Source organism: Marinobacter vulgaris (assembly GCF_003344045.1).
Classification (GTDB): domain Bacteria; phylum Pseudomonadota; class Gammaproteobacteria; order Pseudomonadales; family Oleiphilaceae; genus Marinobacter; species Marinobacter vulgaris.
In genome coordinates this window covers 685,045-699,022 of the sequence record NZ_QFWX01000001.1, presented here as the reverse complement: position 1 = coordinate 699,022, position 13,978 = coordinate 685,045, and the positions used below count along the sequence as shown (strand labels likewise).

General features: G+C 49.4%; 20 protein-coding genes. 4 read left to right on the top strand and 16 right to left on the bottom strand.

Translation table 11 applies throughout. The annotated features are described in order from the left end of the window. Positions 1 to 546 (bottom strand): S41 family peptidase (locus tag DIT71_RS03265; protein WP_199490937.1); only part of this gene is annotated, 546 nt, incomplete at its 3' end. Between the two features lie 238 nt (positions 547 to 784). Between DIT71_RS03265 and DIT71_RS03260 the strand changes: the two genes are divergently transcribed. Beyond that, positions 785 to 1,204: a universal stress protein gene (locus DIT71_RS03260; RefSeq protein WP_114611753.1), complete on the top strand. Its 420-nt coding sequence runs from the start codon at positions 785 to 787 to the stop codon at positions 1,202 to 1,204. Positions 1,205 to 1,871: 667 nt separating this feature from the next. Here the strand turns inward: DIT71_RS03260 and DIT71_RS03255 are convergent. The 9 genes from DIT71_RS03255 to DIT71_RS03215 form a co-directional block, all read right to left on the bottom strand. Further along, positions 1,872 to 2,261: a VOC family protein gene (locus DIT71_RS03255; protein ID WP_114611752.1), complete on the bottom strand. Its 390-nt coding sequence runs from the start codon at positions 2,259 to 2,261 to the stop codon at positions 1,872 to 1,874. Beyond that, positions 2,261 to 2,464, bottom strand: a complete 204-nt coding sequence (locus DIT71_RS03250) for a 2-hydroxymuconate tautomerase family protein (protein WP_114611751.1) — start codon at positions 2,462 to 2,464, stop codon at positions 2,261 to 2,263. The genes DIT71_RS03255 and DIT71_RS03250 overlap by 1 nt, the downstream gene beginning before the upstream one ends. 98 nt (positions 2,465 to 2,562) lie before the next feature. Beyond that, entirely contained in the window at positions 2,563 to 3,216 is a 654-nt protein-coding gene (locus DIT71_RS03245; protein ID WP_199490936.1) for a glutathione S-transferase family protein, read from the bottom strand. A 127-nt stretch (positions 3,217 to 3,343) separates the two neighbouring features. Further along, positions 3,344 to 3,568, bottom strand: coding sequence for a cyclase (locus DIT71_RS03240; protein ID WP_114611749.1), 225 nt, complete (start codon positions 3,566 to 3,568; stop codon positions 3,344 to 3,346). Between the two features lie 70 nt (positions 3,569 to 3,638). Then, a complete protein-coding gene (locus DIT71_RS17990; RefSeq protein ID WP_199490935.1) occupies positions 3,639 to 4,049 on the bottom strand; it encodes an LIC_13387 family protein in 411 nt (136 codons plus the stop codon). Between the two features lie 87 nt (positions 4,050 to 4,136). Further along, entirely contained in the window at positions 4,137 to 4,886 is a 750-nt protein-coding gene (locus DIT71_RS03230) for a hypothetical protein (RefSeq protein ID WP_114611748.1), read from the bottom strand. A gap of 156 nt (positions 4,887 to 5,042) precedes the next feature. Then, positions 5,043 to 5,438: a GFA family protein gene (locus DIT71_RS03225; protein ID WP_114611747.1), complete on the bottom strand. Its 396-nt coding sequence runs from the start codon at positions 5,436 to 5,438 to the stop codon at positions 5,043 to 5,045. A gap of 182 nt (positions 5,439 to 5,620) precedes the next feature. Then, positions 5,621 to 6,295, bottom strand: coding sequence for a hypothetical protein (locus DIT71_RS03220; protein WP_114611746.1), 675 nt, complete (start codon positions 6,293 to 6,295; stop codon positions 5,621 to 5,623). Between the two features lie 50 nt (positions 6,296 to 6,345). Continuing rightward, positions 6,346 to 6,669, bottom strand: a complete 324-nt coding sequence (locus DIT71_RS03215; protein WP_114611745.1) for a hypothetical protein — start codon at positions 6,667 to 6,669, stop codon at positions 6,346 to 6,348. 99 nt (positions 6,670 to 6,768) lie between these two features. Here DIT71_RS03215 and DIT71_RS03210 point away from each other — a divergent pair, with 99 nt between their 5' ends. Then, positions 6,769 to 7,662, top strand: coding sequence for a LysR family transcriptional regulator (locus DIT71_RS03210; RefSeq protein WP_199490934.1), 894 nt, complete (start codon positions 6,769 to 6,771; stop codon positions 7,660 to 7,662). A gap of 441 nt (positions 7,663 to 8,103) precedes the next feature. Here the strand turns inward: DIT71_RS03210 and DIT71_RS03205 are convergent, their stop codons facing one another. Continuing rightward, positions 8,104 to 8,793 carry a glutathione S-transferase gene (locus DIT71_RS03205; RefSeq protein WP_114611743.1) on the bottom strand — a complete coding sequence of 230 codons (690 nt, stop codon included), beginning with the start codon at positions 8,791 to 8,793 and terminating at the stop codon, positions 8,104 to 8,106. A gap of 293 nt (positions 8,794 to 9,086) precedes the next feature. Here DIT71_RS03205 and DIT71_RS03200 point away from each other — a divergent pair, with 293 nt between their 5' ends. Next, positions 9,087 to 9,767, top strand: coding sequence for a flagellar basal body-associated FliL family protein (locus DIT71_RS03200; RefSeq protein WP_114611742.1), 681 nt, complete (start codon positions 9,087 to 9,089; stop codon positions 9,765 to 9,767). A gap of 49 nt (positions 9,768 to 9,816) precedes the next feature. Here the strand turns inward: DIT71_RS03200 and DIT71_RS03195 are convergent, their stop codons facing one another. From DIT71_RS03195 to DIT71_RS18085, 3 genes are all read right to left on the bottom strand, one after another. After that, positions 9,817 to 10,233, bottom strand: coding sequence for a hypothetical protein (locus DIT71_RS03195; protein WP_114611741.1), 417 nt, complete (start codon positions 10,231 to 10,233; stop codon positions 9,817 to 9,819). A gap of 92 nt (positions 10,234 to 10,325) precedes the next feature. Beyond that, positions 10,326 to 10,637 (bottom strand): helix-turn-helix domain-containing protein, encoded by a 312-nt coding sequence (locus DIT71_RS03190; RefSeq protein WP_114611740.1) that lies wholly within the window; start codon positions 10,635 to 10,637, stop codon positions 10,326 to 10,328. 14 nt (positions 10,638 to 10,651) lie between these two features. After that, entirely contained in the window at positions 10,652 to 10,744 is a 93-nt protein-coding gene (locus DIT71_RS18085) for a type II toxin-antitoxin system RelE/ParE family toxin (protein WP_244311891.1), read from the bottom strand. Between the two features lie 163 nt (positions 10,745 to 10,907). Here DIT71_RS18085 and DIT71_RS03180 point away from each other — a divergent pair, with 163 nt between their 5' ends. Next, complete coding sequence (locus tag DIT71_RS03180) at positions 10,908 to 12,107, top strand: MFS transporter (RefSeq protein WP_114611739.1); 1,200 nt, start codon at positions 10,908 to 10,910, stop codon at positions 12,105 to 12,107. A 16-nt stretch (positions 12,108 to 12,123) separates the two neighbouring features. Here the strand turns inward: DIT71_RS03180 and DIT71_RS03175 are convergent, their stop codons facing one another. After that, complete coding sequence (locus DIT71_RS03175; protein WP_114611738.1) at positions 12,124 to 12,846, bottom strand: DUF429 domain-containing protein; 723 nt, start codon at positions 12,844 to 12,846, stop codon at positions 12,124 to 12,126. A 48-nt stretch (positions 12,847 to 12,894) separates the two neighbouring features. Next, on the bottom strand, positions 12,895 to 13,920 hold the full coding sequence (locus DIT71_RS03170) for an ATP-binding protein (protein ID WP_114611737.1): 1,026 nt from the start codon (positions 13,918 to 13,920) through the stop codon (positions 12,895 to 12,897). Positions 13,921 to 13,978 lie beyond the last annotated feature (58 nt).

Here is a 13,978-nt window from a genome sequence, read left to right as displayed (position 1 = left end):
TGCCCTGTAATGACCCCAGGGTGAATGCAGACGAATATGGCCATCCTTCAGGGGCCGTAGCATCGCAGCCATGATGGCAAAGAGCGTTTCCTGTGATGTGTTCGCGTTAATCTGGGGAAGATAGTCATGATGCGCCCGGTCCCAGGCCACACCCTTGAGTTCAAACAGGGCGTATTGCTCGTGAAAGGTTCGCCAGAAAACGTCAAAGTTGTATTGCGGATCATTCGCCCTGTGCCTGTGACTTTCAGTGACACTGGCGGGCAATCCTTTCAGGCGACGGAATCTGATGCGTGCTACTCCCGTTACCCGATGGGCACTGAACGCCTGGCCACCAGGGGATACCTCCAAATCTTCGTAATAGTGGCCAAGTTCTTCAATACTGCCCTCATCAATCTTCAGGCAGCTAATGCTGGTTTCTTCAAAAAGGGTGTACCAATCTTCCTCGATCAGCAACACATTGCCGTAACCCTGGGAACGCCAGACACCCTGCAGGCGCGCAAAATCAGGGCTGGAAAGAGAACTGCCGTGGCGTTGGGCGGTTTTCATAGAGGACTCCAGGTCCATTTCTGTTGTTTTCAGACGTCAGGCTACAGTCACACAACCATTGCACCTTTCTTCGCCGCAAAAAAGTGTTTTGATTTGGAAAAGACATCAAAACGCCACCGATTTTTGGAAGTATTCCAAAAAACTGCCAAGCTTGAAGTATAGAAGCCTGAGATTAGGGGCCTGAAATCGGATACGTGAATTGGTATCGGATGCATGAATTGGTAAAAGGAGCACCATTATGTACCGCAAGATTCTAGTACCCGTAGACATGACACACATGGACAAACTTTCCAAAGCACTGGATACCGCCATCGATATTGGCAAGCACTATGGTGCCAGTATCTGCTACGTCGCAGTGACCAACAGCACGCCCTCTGGGGCGGCGCACAACCCGAAAGAACTGGCGTCCAAGCTTGCTGACTTTGCAAATGAGCAGGGCCAGACCCATGGCATCAAGACGGAAAGCAAAGTGATGTCCACGGCTGACACCGCCGTTGAACTGGATGACCGTTTGCTGGAAGCCATCAAAGACACAGGCGCAGACCTTGTCGTAATGGCCTCCCATGCGCCCGGCATCGGGGACAAGCTGCACATTATCCACTCCAATGGCTCCACCATCGTCAAGCACAGCGATGTGTCGGTCTTTGTGGTTCGCTAGCGCAACGCCCGTCAGAAAACAGGCCAACAGCCCTCCGAATGATGGTTCAAAGGGTTTCCATGTAAGCTATGCGCTATGCGCTATGGGCAGAAGGAGCAGGAAGACGCCGGGCTGATTCACGGTGACCTGTCCGAGGTTGGTATTGGGACCATAATTTGGCCGGAGAATGACGCCATAAATTGGCCGCTTGGGTCGCAAAGCGAACATTCGGTTTTGGTGATAGCGCCTGCATAAGCGACGGCCTGACAAGGCCGTCCGAGTGGCGCGACTTGTTAGAACATTACTACCCATGACGAATCGGGGCCGTGAAATAGGATGAAATAATAAAAACCACAAGCCCGAGAACTACAGAGACCAGCACTACCTCGACGCTAAATCCGCCGAATAGCTTCCCCAACAGATAGCCAGGGATAGGCGCAACACCAAAAGAAACCCACATACTGGCTCCACCCTGCACCGAAATGGTTGATTTGCAGTGAGGACATTCAATTGCCTTATTCTCCGATGGAGTAAGCCTCTGACGAATCAGATTGAAGAACGGCAGGGTTTCAGAGCAATCGGGACAGGTTTTGATACTGCTACCTCAGGTTCTAACGCCCGGCTCACGCGCTGGCTTGGAGCCGCGAAGCGTCGGAGACTCAGCCGCCGTGCATCCGTGTGTTAGCGATCAAGGCACCCATATAAATTCCATACGAATGCCGCTTGGCTCATAAACCATGAAATGCTTCGCAGGTCCTTGACGTAGTTGCTCCGGGACAAACTCCACTGTTACCCCAGGATGATTGGAGACGTTTTTAAAAACATTCTCAAGGTCTTGTTCGCTTTCGACTTTGATCGCGACATGATGGAGACCGACCTGATGCTTTCTGTCGAATGGAGAATTATCTGACATTGTTTGCCATAACGTAAAAAATGCCTCGCCGTTGGAAACGAATTTGGCCGGATATTCCGGGACTTCCCGAACAAGAGACCAGCCTAAACAATCAACAAAGAAATCAGTTGTCGCTTCAAGATCGGAAACGGCAAGGCCAAGATGATGAATGCCAAGTGTCGCCATTAAATTCCCTTCCTCCTGCGATGAGTAACCTGCTCGCCAGCAATTCCCCAGTTGTCGGTTTCCACCTCGTCAATCACTACCACCGTGGTGGCCGGGTTTTTGTTCAACACCTTCTCAAGTAATTCAGTAACCCCGGAAATAAGCTCTCCCTTCTGCTCAGCGGTTGCCCCTTCCTTTGTAATCTTAATATTGACGTATGGCATAAATGTCTTCCTTTAGATATGGCTAACACCTGCAGCACGTGCGCCCTTGGAATGGAGCCGAAGGTGCAATGTAAAGGGCGTCGCCGTGCCTGCACCGGTTATGCTTCAAGCTCACAATCGGCCAGAAATTCTTTCTCAGCAATGCCCTCAGCCACCCATTCTTTTAGTGAGCTCAGAGATAATATTGTATTCATATAATCATTTTCCGTATCCCCGACCGGAATACCGTAACTATTGAAGCGAAGAACAATTGGCGCATACATAGCATCGGCAATACTGAAATCACCGAATAGGAATGGGCCACTCTCTGGATGCTTTTCACGGCAGATGCGCCATATTTCACATACTCGGTCTATATCGGACTTAAGAGACTCCGAAATGTTTTTGAATACCATTTTTTTTCGGCAATTCATGGGTAGCGAGTTTCTGATGGCAAAAAACCCCGAATGCATCTCATTGCTTATGCTACGGGCATAAGCTTTGTCCTTAAGCTGCAATGGCCAGCAATTTTTTTCTGGATAGAGATCAACCACAAACTCGCATATTGCGAGAGAGTCCCAAACCGTAACACTCTCGTGACAGAAGGCAGGCACCTTCCCAGATGGTGAGTATTGCAGCAACTCCTCTTTGCTTCCTTCTGCGTAGAGAGGGATCTTTACCTCAGAAAAAGGAATGTCGAGCTCTCTTAACAGTAACCAAGGTCTTAAAGACCATGACGAATAGTTTTTATTACCGATTATGAGTTGATTCAAGGGTATATACTCTGATGGGTATAACGCCCGCATCAGCTTTCCGAAGTCAGGCTGCATGCGTTTGTTATGTGATTTATATGTTTTTTTGACTTATCACTCATATTCGTTTGGTATAAAAATCTCATGATTAAGGTCGTTTATGTTTTTCTAAGATGATTTTTTTATTCAGTATTCGTACCTCACCTACCATCAGTAAACGCATATCTTCCACGATGTAATCACCTAATGCCTGATCGTCGATGTCGTCACCTTCGATATCGAGTCTGAATCCCTGTCCCTGGATTCCCCCGCCATTCGAAAAATCAATTTCAAAATCAAATACTACTCGTTTGTCATCAGTTTCATTTGCCACGACTAAACCTCTGCTCAAAATTATGTCTAATCACATAACGCTCAAGTCCACCGTCAATTGGAGCACTGTGTTATGTGTTGATTAATGCTGCTGCCAATACAAAACATACAGTTGAAATTGAAACACCAATTAGCGGTATTTTGAACCAATATCTTTTAGCTAAAATCAAATATGACAGGCCAATAATAACAGGTAAATATGAGAACCAAACAGATTGTTGAATTACATTAAAATCAGATACAGAAAGAGGTATATAAAAACAGGCTACAAGAATTGCCCCTAAACTATGACTTGCATTAAAACCAACCCATGCATTCCAAATCGATGTTTCTTTTGTAAGAATTGGTGACACTCCTTTCATGGCCTCTGTTACTGACGAGTCGTACGCATTAAACTTATCGGTGAAAAAGGTATATAGCAAATGAATTGCTCCGAGAATCCCAAATATTGAGGCTCCTATAATTATTAATGCTTGCGCCATTACTCTCTGCCTTGTAAATAGTTGTGACACGTTACGCTAAACTAAAGCGCGGTTTTGGTGTCGCCTTTGAACTTTTTGTTAGCCTCTTTAATTAATTCCAAAAAATTCCTCTAATTCTTTATCCAAATGCTTCCATAAAAATACGGTAAACCCTCCAACTTTCTGCGAGGGCTTAAGGTGCATCCCAACTTGTCTAACCCTACATTTTGGAAGTTCTTTTTCGGAAGTTCTACCAATTAGAAATTGTGAAAGAGTGTAATTGCCCTGCGGATACTCCTTCTTCTTAATCCCTAAAAATCGTAGTTTAAATTTTCCCGGAATTACCTTACCCTTCCAATTTAAAAGTTCACATACTGGCCCCTTACCACCTTTATCTTCATGATATCCAATGACCCGGAACAATATATTTTCTTGAGATAACGTTGTATAGGAAATAATCTCGCCAACTTCCCACTCACAATGATCCCTGAACCTCTTTGGAACCTTTTTTGCGACTGGCTGTGGAGATTCAAGTTGGACTTTAACCTTCTCTAAAACTATTTTTCGCTTTTCTTTGTCTTTCCCATCCCAGCGATCCAGATCGCAACCTGAATTGATAACCTCAATTGCCTTCTCTTTTATTCTTTCTTCCAGGCGACCCAACTTCCATTGAATGACTGCAAGCGCCAGCCAAACAACTGACTGTTCATCAGAATCATCAATAGAATCCTTCCACTCAAGTAGAATCCTATCAGTAGCATCTGAAGGTGAAAGACCATCCCCCAGGAAATCCTTATAGTCCCCTCTGATGTCGCTTGCTGTATCATCAGAAAATATTGCTGGGCCCCAAGTACCCACGATTATTCTCCTTGGCTAACGCCTGGCTCTGCGCCCAGCGGTGCGTTTTGTTATGCCTCGCTGGTTCAAAACCCAAGTTTAAATAAGCTCGGGTGGTCGTCTGGACGGTGACCGAGCGTAAGTGCGACACCACCACCTTTTTATACAATTTACCTATTACTCGTGTGGGTGTTCATTGAATTGTTTAGCGTTGTCGCCAATTTTGAACAAACTTGGTTTCTCAGAAACAAACTCGTGAAATGCATTTTCGATTTCAATTTCACTATCTATGCAGTTTGCATTTATTGGAAAAGACTCCAGTTCCGAAAGGACCTCTCCAAGAGCAGTCCCGCAGACAGAACAAAAACACCGATTATATTTATACGGTGGCTCAGCTTTGTAGGTAACGATTTTTTCGCGGCCAGTCGTAATCTGAAACTTGTCAGAATTTACAAACGCCAAAGAGCTTGCTCCAACCTTTCGGCAACGGCTGCAATGACACATACCCATCATGCTTGGCTTTTCTGCCAATTCAAATCGAACGATTCCACAGCAGCAGCTTCCTTTAATCATGTCGCACCTTTAGTTAGGAGATATTTCCTATGTAAGAAAGTAACATGAATACTGTATGAATAAACAGTATTCAAAGACATAAAATGCGGAGCGCACCGACGGTCTGACAAGGCCGTCCAACAGACGCCCAAATTATCAGCGTCAGTTCCTCAGAACGACCCAGAGTGGACGTAAAAGTTTAGCTAACCGTAACCAGCGAATCTCTTGTGAGAGAAAAACAGGATTTTGGCTATCCAATATAAGATGGTGATAAGTATGGCCATGGTTGGTATTGCAACGATGAGTAACAGCTGTTCTTCCTGCATGGTCTTAAGATTAGCACCCAGCATTTTCACGATTTTGTCGGTGAATGCTAAAGCCGCCCATACCAGTGAAAAGCCAATGCGCCAGACATGCCGAATAATGCGTTGTGTGCCAGAAAGCCCTGACAGGTATAGGTTACGGATGTCCCCGAATGCGCAGAGAATCGCCAAACCACCCCAGATCAGATAGGCAAGGGGCGACTCTACCCCGCGCCAACTTAGACTGATAGAAAATGCAGTAATGGCGAAACCGACCACCCATATCAAAGCAATTACTTCCAGGAGACCAGCTTCATTCTTTTTATGGTGAACAGCTAGCCAGGCGGTAAACACGGTATACATCACGAACGCACCCAACATCATGTCAATGATGGAATCTTTGAGGTACGCGGCTGCAATACCCGATACGAGCATGACCATCATGGATACAGTAAACCAGGAACCTGCTTTCCTATGACGTGCTCTGCCTTTCCTGGCGAACATGGCAACGACAGCTGTCACCAGGGCGAGCGTTCCCGTGGGGGTATGTATTGCCCAAACAATGATGTCTTTCAATTGTAAGATCTCAGGTAAAAGTTAACTAAAGATTGGATGACTGACGTTGATTAGCGAGCATCCAGTTGCTTGACAGCCAGGTAGCCGTATTGCGAACTGCTGTGCTCCCGGGCCAGATATTCGTAATGGGTGTAAGCTATCTCGCTCTTACCTAGCCTCTCGTAAGTCTTAGCTTTTAAGTAAGTCAATTCGGCTTTTGTTTCGGCCGACATCTCGTCTGCGTTTTCTGCCTGGGAGATCAGCGCCAACGTACGTTCGTATTCTTGAAGATCATAGTGCTTATAGGCTTCGGATATAGAGGCAGTTTGAATCAGGCTTGCACATCCGCTGATTGTTAGTGTTGCTACCAGTAGTACAAGGGCAGGTAATTTCATCTCTATTTATCCTGTGGATGTGATTTCTGGACGACAATCCTACCAATACATAAATAAAAGCAATACAATGAAAGCTGGACTTCAGGTATGCATATTTGTATGGATTGGAAATCGATAACATTCGACTGGAATCGTGCCCGGGCTTTTTTGGTAACGGCGGAAGAAGGCTCCCTGGCTGCGGCAGCCCGGTCAATGGGAATGACGCAACCTACCTTGGGGCGACAGGTGGCGGCGCTGGAGAGTGAAATTGGATTCGATTTATTTACCAGGCGAGGTCGAGGCCTTGAGCTAACGCCCAATGGCATCAAATTATTAGAACATGTGCGGCTGATGGGTGATGCCGCTAACCAGTTTTCTTTATCGGCTTCGGGTAAATCAGATGTAATCGAGGGCGACGTTAGCATCACCGCTTCCGAGCTCCTTTCCACGTTTATGCTGCCACCCATGATCAAGGCGTTACGGGAGCTGGAGCCTGGCATTGAAATCGAAATATATTCAACTAACGAACAACGCGACCTCAATCGAAGAGAGGCCGATATTGCGATCCGGAGTGTTCGTCCTACACAGCCGGAGTTGATTGCAAAAAGACTGTGCAGTGTTCGAGGTCATCTCTACGCAGCCAAAAGTTATCTGCAGCAACTGGGATATCCTCCGTCGATCGCCGAGTTGAACAAGGCGAACTTCATCGATACTGAGAAACCAGGCCGCCTGATGACTTTGCTCAATTCGCAGGGCTTTAGTCTGACCAGACAGAATTTCCCAGTTATTTCAAATAGCCATATTGTTCAGTGGGAATTGGTTAAACAAGGTATGGCCATTACCGCCACAGTAGAAGAAATTGGAGATAACGAGCCGCTGGTAGAACGTGTCGTTATCTCGAATCTTCCTCTGATCACCATAGACCTATGGATAGTTACCCACAATGAATTGAGAACCAACCCTCGAATCAGGCGAGTCTTTGATTTCATGGTGTCGGAGTTTGCTGGTGATTAGCACTGCCTGGGAAAGACTGCCATTGGCTGCAGGTCGCCGTGTAACCATCCCCTAAAATCGGTGCATGCGTAATTAGAGTCTGGACTTACGCCGGTCCACTAGACATTCCTGGCCTATCATTGGACTTACCCGGTCCAGACTCCCTTCACTAGACCATCTCGTCGTCGTCAAAAAGGTCCGCTTTTATCAGGCAGCGGTCATTATTCGCAGTGTGAAATACGCCTCGAAAATGTCTGCTTATGGGTGAGAGGCATCAATGTTCGCTTTTGTTTAGCTGAGGAGGTCCGTGAGTAGCCTTGGTCGCAAAGCGGACGTTCAGATCGTAGTCCGAAGGCCTCGGTTTGAGGCAGGGGCGCGTCATGCGTACCGGGGTAAGTCCAACCTATACCGGGCCGGCGTCAGTAGTCGCCTGGTTACAGCTGGCCAAACAGTATTTCCGCGCTACCGTATGACGTCCCGCAGGGACCGCTCAATCTGACCACCACAGTAGGCCTTACCCAACTCCTTTCGCTGATCCTCAAGAAAAGGCCTGATCGATGGACGGTCTTCCACTCGTTGGCAGAGACCCGCCACCCGGGGGGCGTTGTGTTCCAGATCTGCGGCGAGTTCCGGAAAGCTGTGGACGAGGGTGCCAAACAATGCAGCAGTCGCGATATCGGCCACCGTGAGCCTGGAGCCCAGCAGATAGCCCGCGTTCGGCTTGAGGAGGTGCGCCTGGCCGGTCTTTTCGAAAATGGCCATCCAGTCGGCCAGGCGATGGGTCCGGAATTCGGCCCATGAATCCTGATCCCACATCACTGTGCCATTGTAGTTGGTGATTTCCATCAGAACATCATTGCAGTCCAGAATCACCTTCAGAGCGAGGGTGTGTTGCTCAGGCTCGTCGGGAAGAAACTGGTAGGCCTTCGCCAGATGCATGAGAATCGCCGGCATCTGGGCGAACCAGACCTGGGCCTTGCAGTCGTAAAGATAGGGTGGTGCCATCCCGGGGTACTGGATGTTCAGGTTTTTATCAGGGTAGACCTCGCTGGCATCCAGCTTGCGGTAATCCGCCCCAACCTCCTCCAGAAAAAGTTGAATAAAATTACCGCGAAAGGGCAGGCCCCAGTAATAGAGTTCGTAGTCCTGCATTGTGACTCCCCCACTCTGACAGTTGAGAAGATAACTGTTGTCTGGAAGTGTAGCGCACAGGAAAAGACCCGATCCGATAGCCAGGTCTATTCAACTCAATGCCGCTGGTTTAACAACCTGGTTTCAAAAGCCGACAATGCTAGGGAAAACCGGGGCTGAAAATAGATCTGTCCCGGTTTTCGGACGAAAGTATGCAATTATAATCAGCGGAGATGCTGGCTACAGGACAGGAAAACCGACTGCTCCACGGACCCAACGGAGGGAATTCAAACTGCAATCAGGTGACATTGGCAATGAGTGAGACAACCGAGAATAAAACAGCAGCAGCGCCGCCACCCGCAAAGAAAGGCTTCAGTGGCTTGCATGTCTTTGGCATTGTCCTGCTCACCATCGTTGCCACCGTCGGCATCGGTTACTGGTGGATAAGCAACTATGTATTTCCTGAAAACTTCGACCCCGTAACCCTGAATGCCAGTGAACAGGATTCACTCAACAACAAACTGAATACTCTGGGCATTGATACCCAAGGCGGCGAATCCGGCCGCCCGTTGCAGCCGGTACCCTATAGTGAGAAAGGCGCCAGCCGGGAAGTACGCTTTAGCGAGCGGGAACTCAACGGTATGCTGGCCAAAAACACTGATCTGGCTCAGAGACTCGCAGTCGACCTTTCGGACGACCTGCTGAGCGCCCTCCTTCTGGTGCCTCTTGACGAGGGCTTCCCTGTACTCGGCGGCAGAACCCTACGAGTCAATGCCGGTGTGGAACTCTCCTTCGCCAACGGTCGCCCCCTGGTTAAGTTAAGGGGCGTCAGCCTCATGGGTGTACCCATTCCGAATGCCTGGCTGGGTAACCTCAAGAATGTGGACCTGGTTAACGAGTTCGGCGCCAATCCGGGATTCTGGCAATCCTTTGCAGCAGGTGTGGATTATATCCGGGTTGAGGATGGCCAGTTGCTCGTCCGGCTCAAGGAATAGCGCTGGGCCATCAGAGAAGCCAAGAAAATAGATCTGTCCCGGTTTCCCGCTACGAAGACCGCATCTTCAGAGTTTCCGGACGGAACAGTGCCGTACCCAACACCAGAACAAAAGCCGCCAGCACAAACACCTTATTCACAAACCAGTTCGTGCGCCAGATGGACCACTCCGGCTCCGCCAGGAACCAGATGAACAAAGTGGTGATGATCAGAATCTCAACCACAGACATGCCAATAGCCAGCATCCGCGCATACCACGGCCTTGCCAATAACGCCCAGGCCAGCCAGAGGTGCGCAACCGGCCACAGGTCCCAGTAGATATAGGTTGCCCACGCCTCATTGCTGAACAGCGCAAAGCCGATCGGGAACAAGTATTTGATGAAGATGGTCCAGGCCACGAGGATCACGAACAGATGTGCGAGAAAGCTGGCCCAGGGGCTCAGAACAGTTTTAATGGGCGATGTCATTGCGGCGCTCCTTTCGGCGAGCTCATCTGAGAGATGAGCAAAACCGGGACAAAACATAAATCTGTCCAGGCTTTCAAAGCTCCCAGCCTCGTTCAAGCCGCGCGATCAGATCCGTTATCCTCACCAGCCTGCAAAGTCCAGGTCATCCCCAAAGCGCGCCCCGCTTTAACAAGCGTTGTGATGGTGACACCGGCATCCTTCTCATCTAGAAGGCGGTTAACCACCGTCCGGCTGGTATGCATTTTCTGGGCAAGCTGGGACTTGTTTACGCCGGTGTGCCCCATAGCCTGCTGAATCTGCGAGACAATTACCCGCTTCAGCGCCTCAGCTTCTGCCTGCTCAAGAGTGCCATCTGATTCGAGCAGATCATCGAGAGAGCTGCCAACGTGCTTATGCTGTGTCATTTTATTGCTCCCATTCAGACAAGATTATTCTTTCGATCTCTCGCCTTCGCCAACTCTTGATCCGGTGTTTTCTGGGTCTTTTTGACAAAGCCGTTCAGCAACACCATATCGCCGTGAAACATCGTGCCAGCGGCATGCCTAATGGCCAACCATATTCCACCGTCTTCAGGTCAGTCCCGATCACTGAACGATCTTCCTTATCCCCTTCGATTCGCCCGACCCTTCTGATAGGGTAGCCAACTTTCAAAGATCGCCTACCGGGAATCCTGCATGTCCTCACCCAAGCAACACCGCTGGTTTCCGCTGCTTATTTTCCTGGGCGCAGCCTTCACCTTCAGTGTCACGATGATCGGCACCACCATGCCGACGCCTCTTTACCCGATCTACCAGGACAGTTTCGGGTTTTCCGACCTGATGATCACCATCATCTTTGCCGCCTATGCCTTTGGTGTGATCGCCGCACTGGTACAGACTGGGCGCTGGTCTGATCAGATAGGCCGCCGGCCTTTACTGTTTGCGGGCCTGGCTTGCTCCATCATCAGTGACCTGGTGTTCGTGCAGGCCGATGGCCTGGCGATGATCCTGACCGGCCGAGTGCTGTCGGGGCTGTCCGCAGGGATCTTTACCGGCACAGCCACGGTGGCAATCATTGAACTGGCCCCGCCCCACTGGCGGGAAAAGGCCACTTTCTTTGCCACGGCGGCAAACATGGGCGGGCTGGGCCTGGGGCCGATGTTAGCTGGCGCTCTTTCCCAGTACCTACCCTGGCCACTGCACCTGACCTTTCTGGTGCACATTGTCATGGCGGTGCTGGCCGTGTGCTGCATCTGGGCAGCGCCTGAGACCGTCTCGAAACCCGCTCGCCCAAAACTGTCTATCCAGCGACTGAACGTGCCAGCGGAAGTCCGCGGTGTATTTATTCCCGCCGCTATTGCAGGTTTCGCGGGCTTCGCCATGTGCGGCTTCTTCACATCCATCGCCCCGGCGATGATGGGCAAGGTGCTGGGCTACGACAATCGGTTGTTGATCGGTGTTGTGGCCGGCAGCATCTTCATCGCCTCAACCCTGGGCCAGTTCCTGCAGGGCACACTGCCGCTCAGGCTGCGCCTGCCTCTGGGCTGCGCATCTCTGATGCTCGGGGTGATTCCGATAGCGCTAGGCATATACACCCAGTCCCTCGCACTGTTCATCGGCGGTGCTGTGATTGCCGGTATCGGCCAGGGCATCTCATTCCGCGCCGGTATGGGCGCCATCGCTGCGGCCAGCCCTGCAGGGGAGAAGGCAGCGGTGACGTCCACGTTCTTTGTCGTGGCCTATATCGCTATCTCGGTGCCGGTGATCGGCCTGGGATTGATGGCGAGCATGACCAGCCTAATGACGACCGGGATCACTTTCGCCGCTGTGATGGGGTCACTGGCGGCGCTGGCTTTGGTACTGCTGATTCGGCGGGAACGTGCAGGGGGAAAATAGATCTGTCCCGGTTTTCCTAGGTCGTCGGCTCCGTAAAAACGATCTCCATTGGCAACCCCTCTGAGTCAGCGACGGGCGAAGCAGGCACAGTCTGCAGAGCCTCACCCGGTGCACACGCGACGACCAGCGCAACCAGTGCGTCCAACACATCGTCCCGCGCCACGGATTTGCGGGGATAGGCGTCCAGGGCTTCGCTGACCAGATTTCGGGCGTTCGGAAACATCCGTTCCAGTAGCGCCATCCTCTGTTCGAAACCATCAGATTTTTTCTTCTTAGTAACCAGCGCACTGCGACCATTCAGGGCCCAGAAACACACCTCCGGGTGAACCTCTCTGATCGAAACCTTCCGATTGCGATTCCGCAGGAATTCATCGACCTCTCTGATCTTTGGCGTGATCGCATACGCCTGTTTACTGAGCTTTTTTCCAATCGCCTGAACGCTTAGTGCCTTAGCGTCCTCGTAGTTTCGCGCCTGAAGCACCGATCTGCATGGCGCAGGAAAAACCGAAGAGGCCTTGGCGCGCCCGAGGAGTTTTCGGGCTTCCACATCGCATACCCGGCCGGCTGAGCCCTGGTCAATCAGGCCGATTGGGATATCAATGCATACTTTGGAGTTATCGGGAAGCGAATCGCATAGGTTTGAAATGCTCTCTTCCACTCCGAAGGTGATTTCTTCACCCTCTTTTTGGAAGAAGAACCATCCGGATTTGCATCCGTCTATGCCGACTGATTTGGTCATTGGTTCCTTTAACGCCGCGTTCACCAGCTTGTCCGGTGCAACACTTTGTTAACCCATATTGCGTGATTGATACTCTTTGCTTGCATTAGCTAGATATTCTTTTTTATCGTCGTGTTTCGCTAGGTCGTCACGTATAGCTGTTAGCGCATATTTGGAGTACTTAAATATAGATGAAGAACCAGCGTCAACTTCAATTGCATATCTTTTGCTGCTTTTTAGTCCCAGCTTCCAGACAAGAACCTGGGCATCATAGGATCGAATTTGAAGCTCATCCGCCAGATGCTTAACCAAAAAAGGATAATCTTTATTTGGGTCAAGGTTAGGAACCACTACAGTATCGACTGGCGCAAGATTCCCTACCAGCTTGAGCGTAGGAGCTCCCTCTTTTTCCTTAAAATTTCCCTCTTGAACAAAAGAGACCTCATTTTTCAAGCCGGCCAATAGTTCCTCATCTATAACAAAATTGTTCGCTATGTTGGAGGATTCCATCTTGCCACTATAAAGATCAAGCAACGCTACGTTTTTTGGTCCAATTCGCGATATTTTCTCAATATGTTCCATCCATAGCTTTCGTTCTTTTTCGCGAATTTCAATCTGCATTCGCTTTAGTTCAGGAAACTCAATTCGTTTACTTGTCCCGCGATACCGATAGTAGATGTCTCCATCTTTTAAGACATCACCGGAGTTTTTCTTACAAATTACTGGTTTATCATCGGCCTCTTTTATTGCGATAAACCCATAGTGCTTTCTTTTGAACGTGACAACACCTATATCCCAGTGAATTTCTGGACTAAAGTATTCCGAAAGGTACGTGGATAGCTGCTCTATTTTAATCTGATCAAATTTATATTTATCGATTCCCTTCAACGTTCTCGGGTTATCAGTAACACCAAAAACAAGCACCCCACCTTGCGTATTCGAAAAGGCACAAATTGTCTTGAGATACTTCGCTAGGCTTTTGAAGCCAAAGCTCTCTTTAAATTCGAGAGACGTCGATTCTCTAGATTTGACTTTTCCATCATCGCTCGAATTAGCGAGAATCTCTTTAACTCGGTCTTCGTAGATGCGACTCATTTTTTTCCTTGTGCGAGGTTCAACATTTTGACCAGCGGCGCACTTTAGTGTGCCCGGT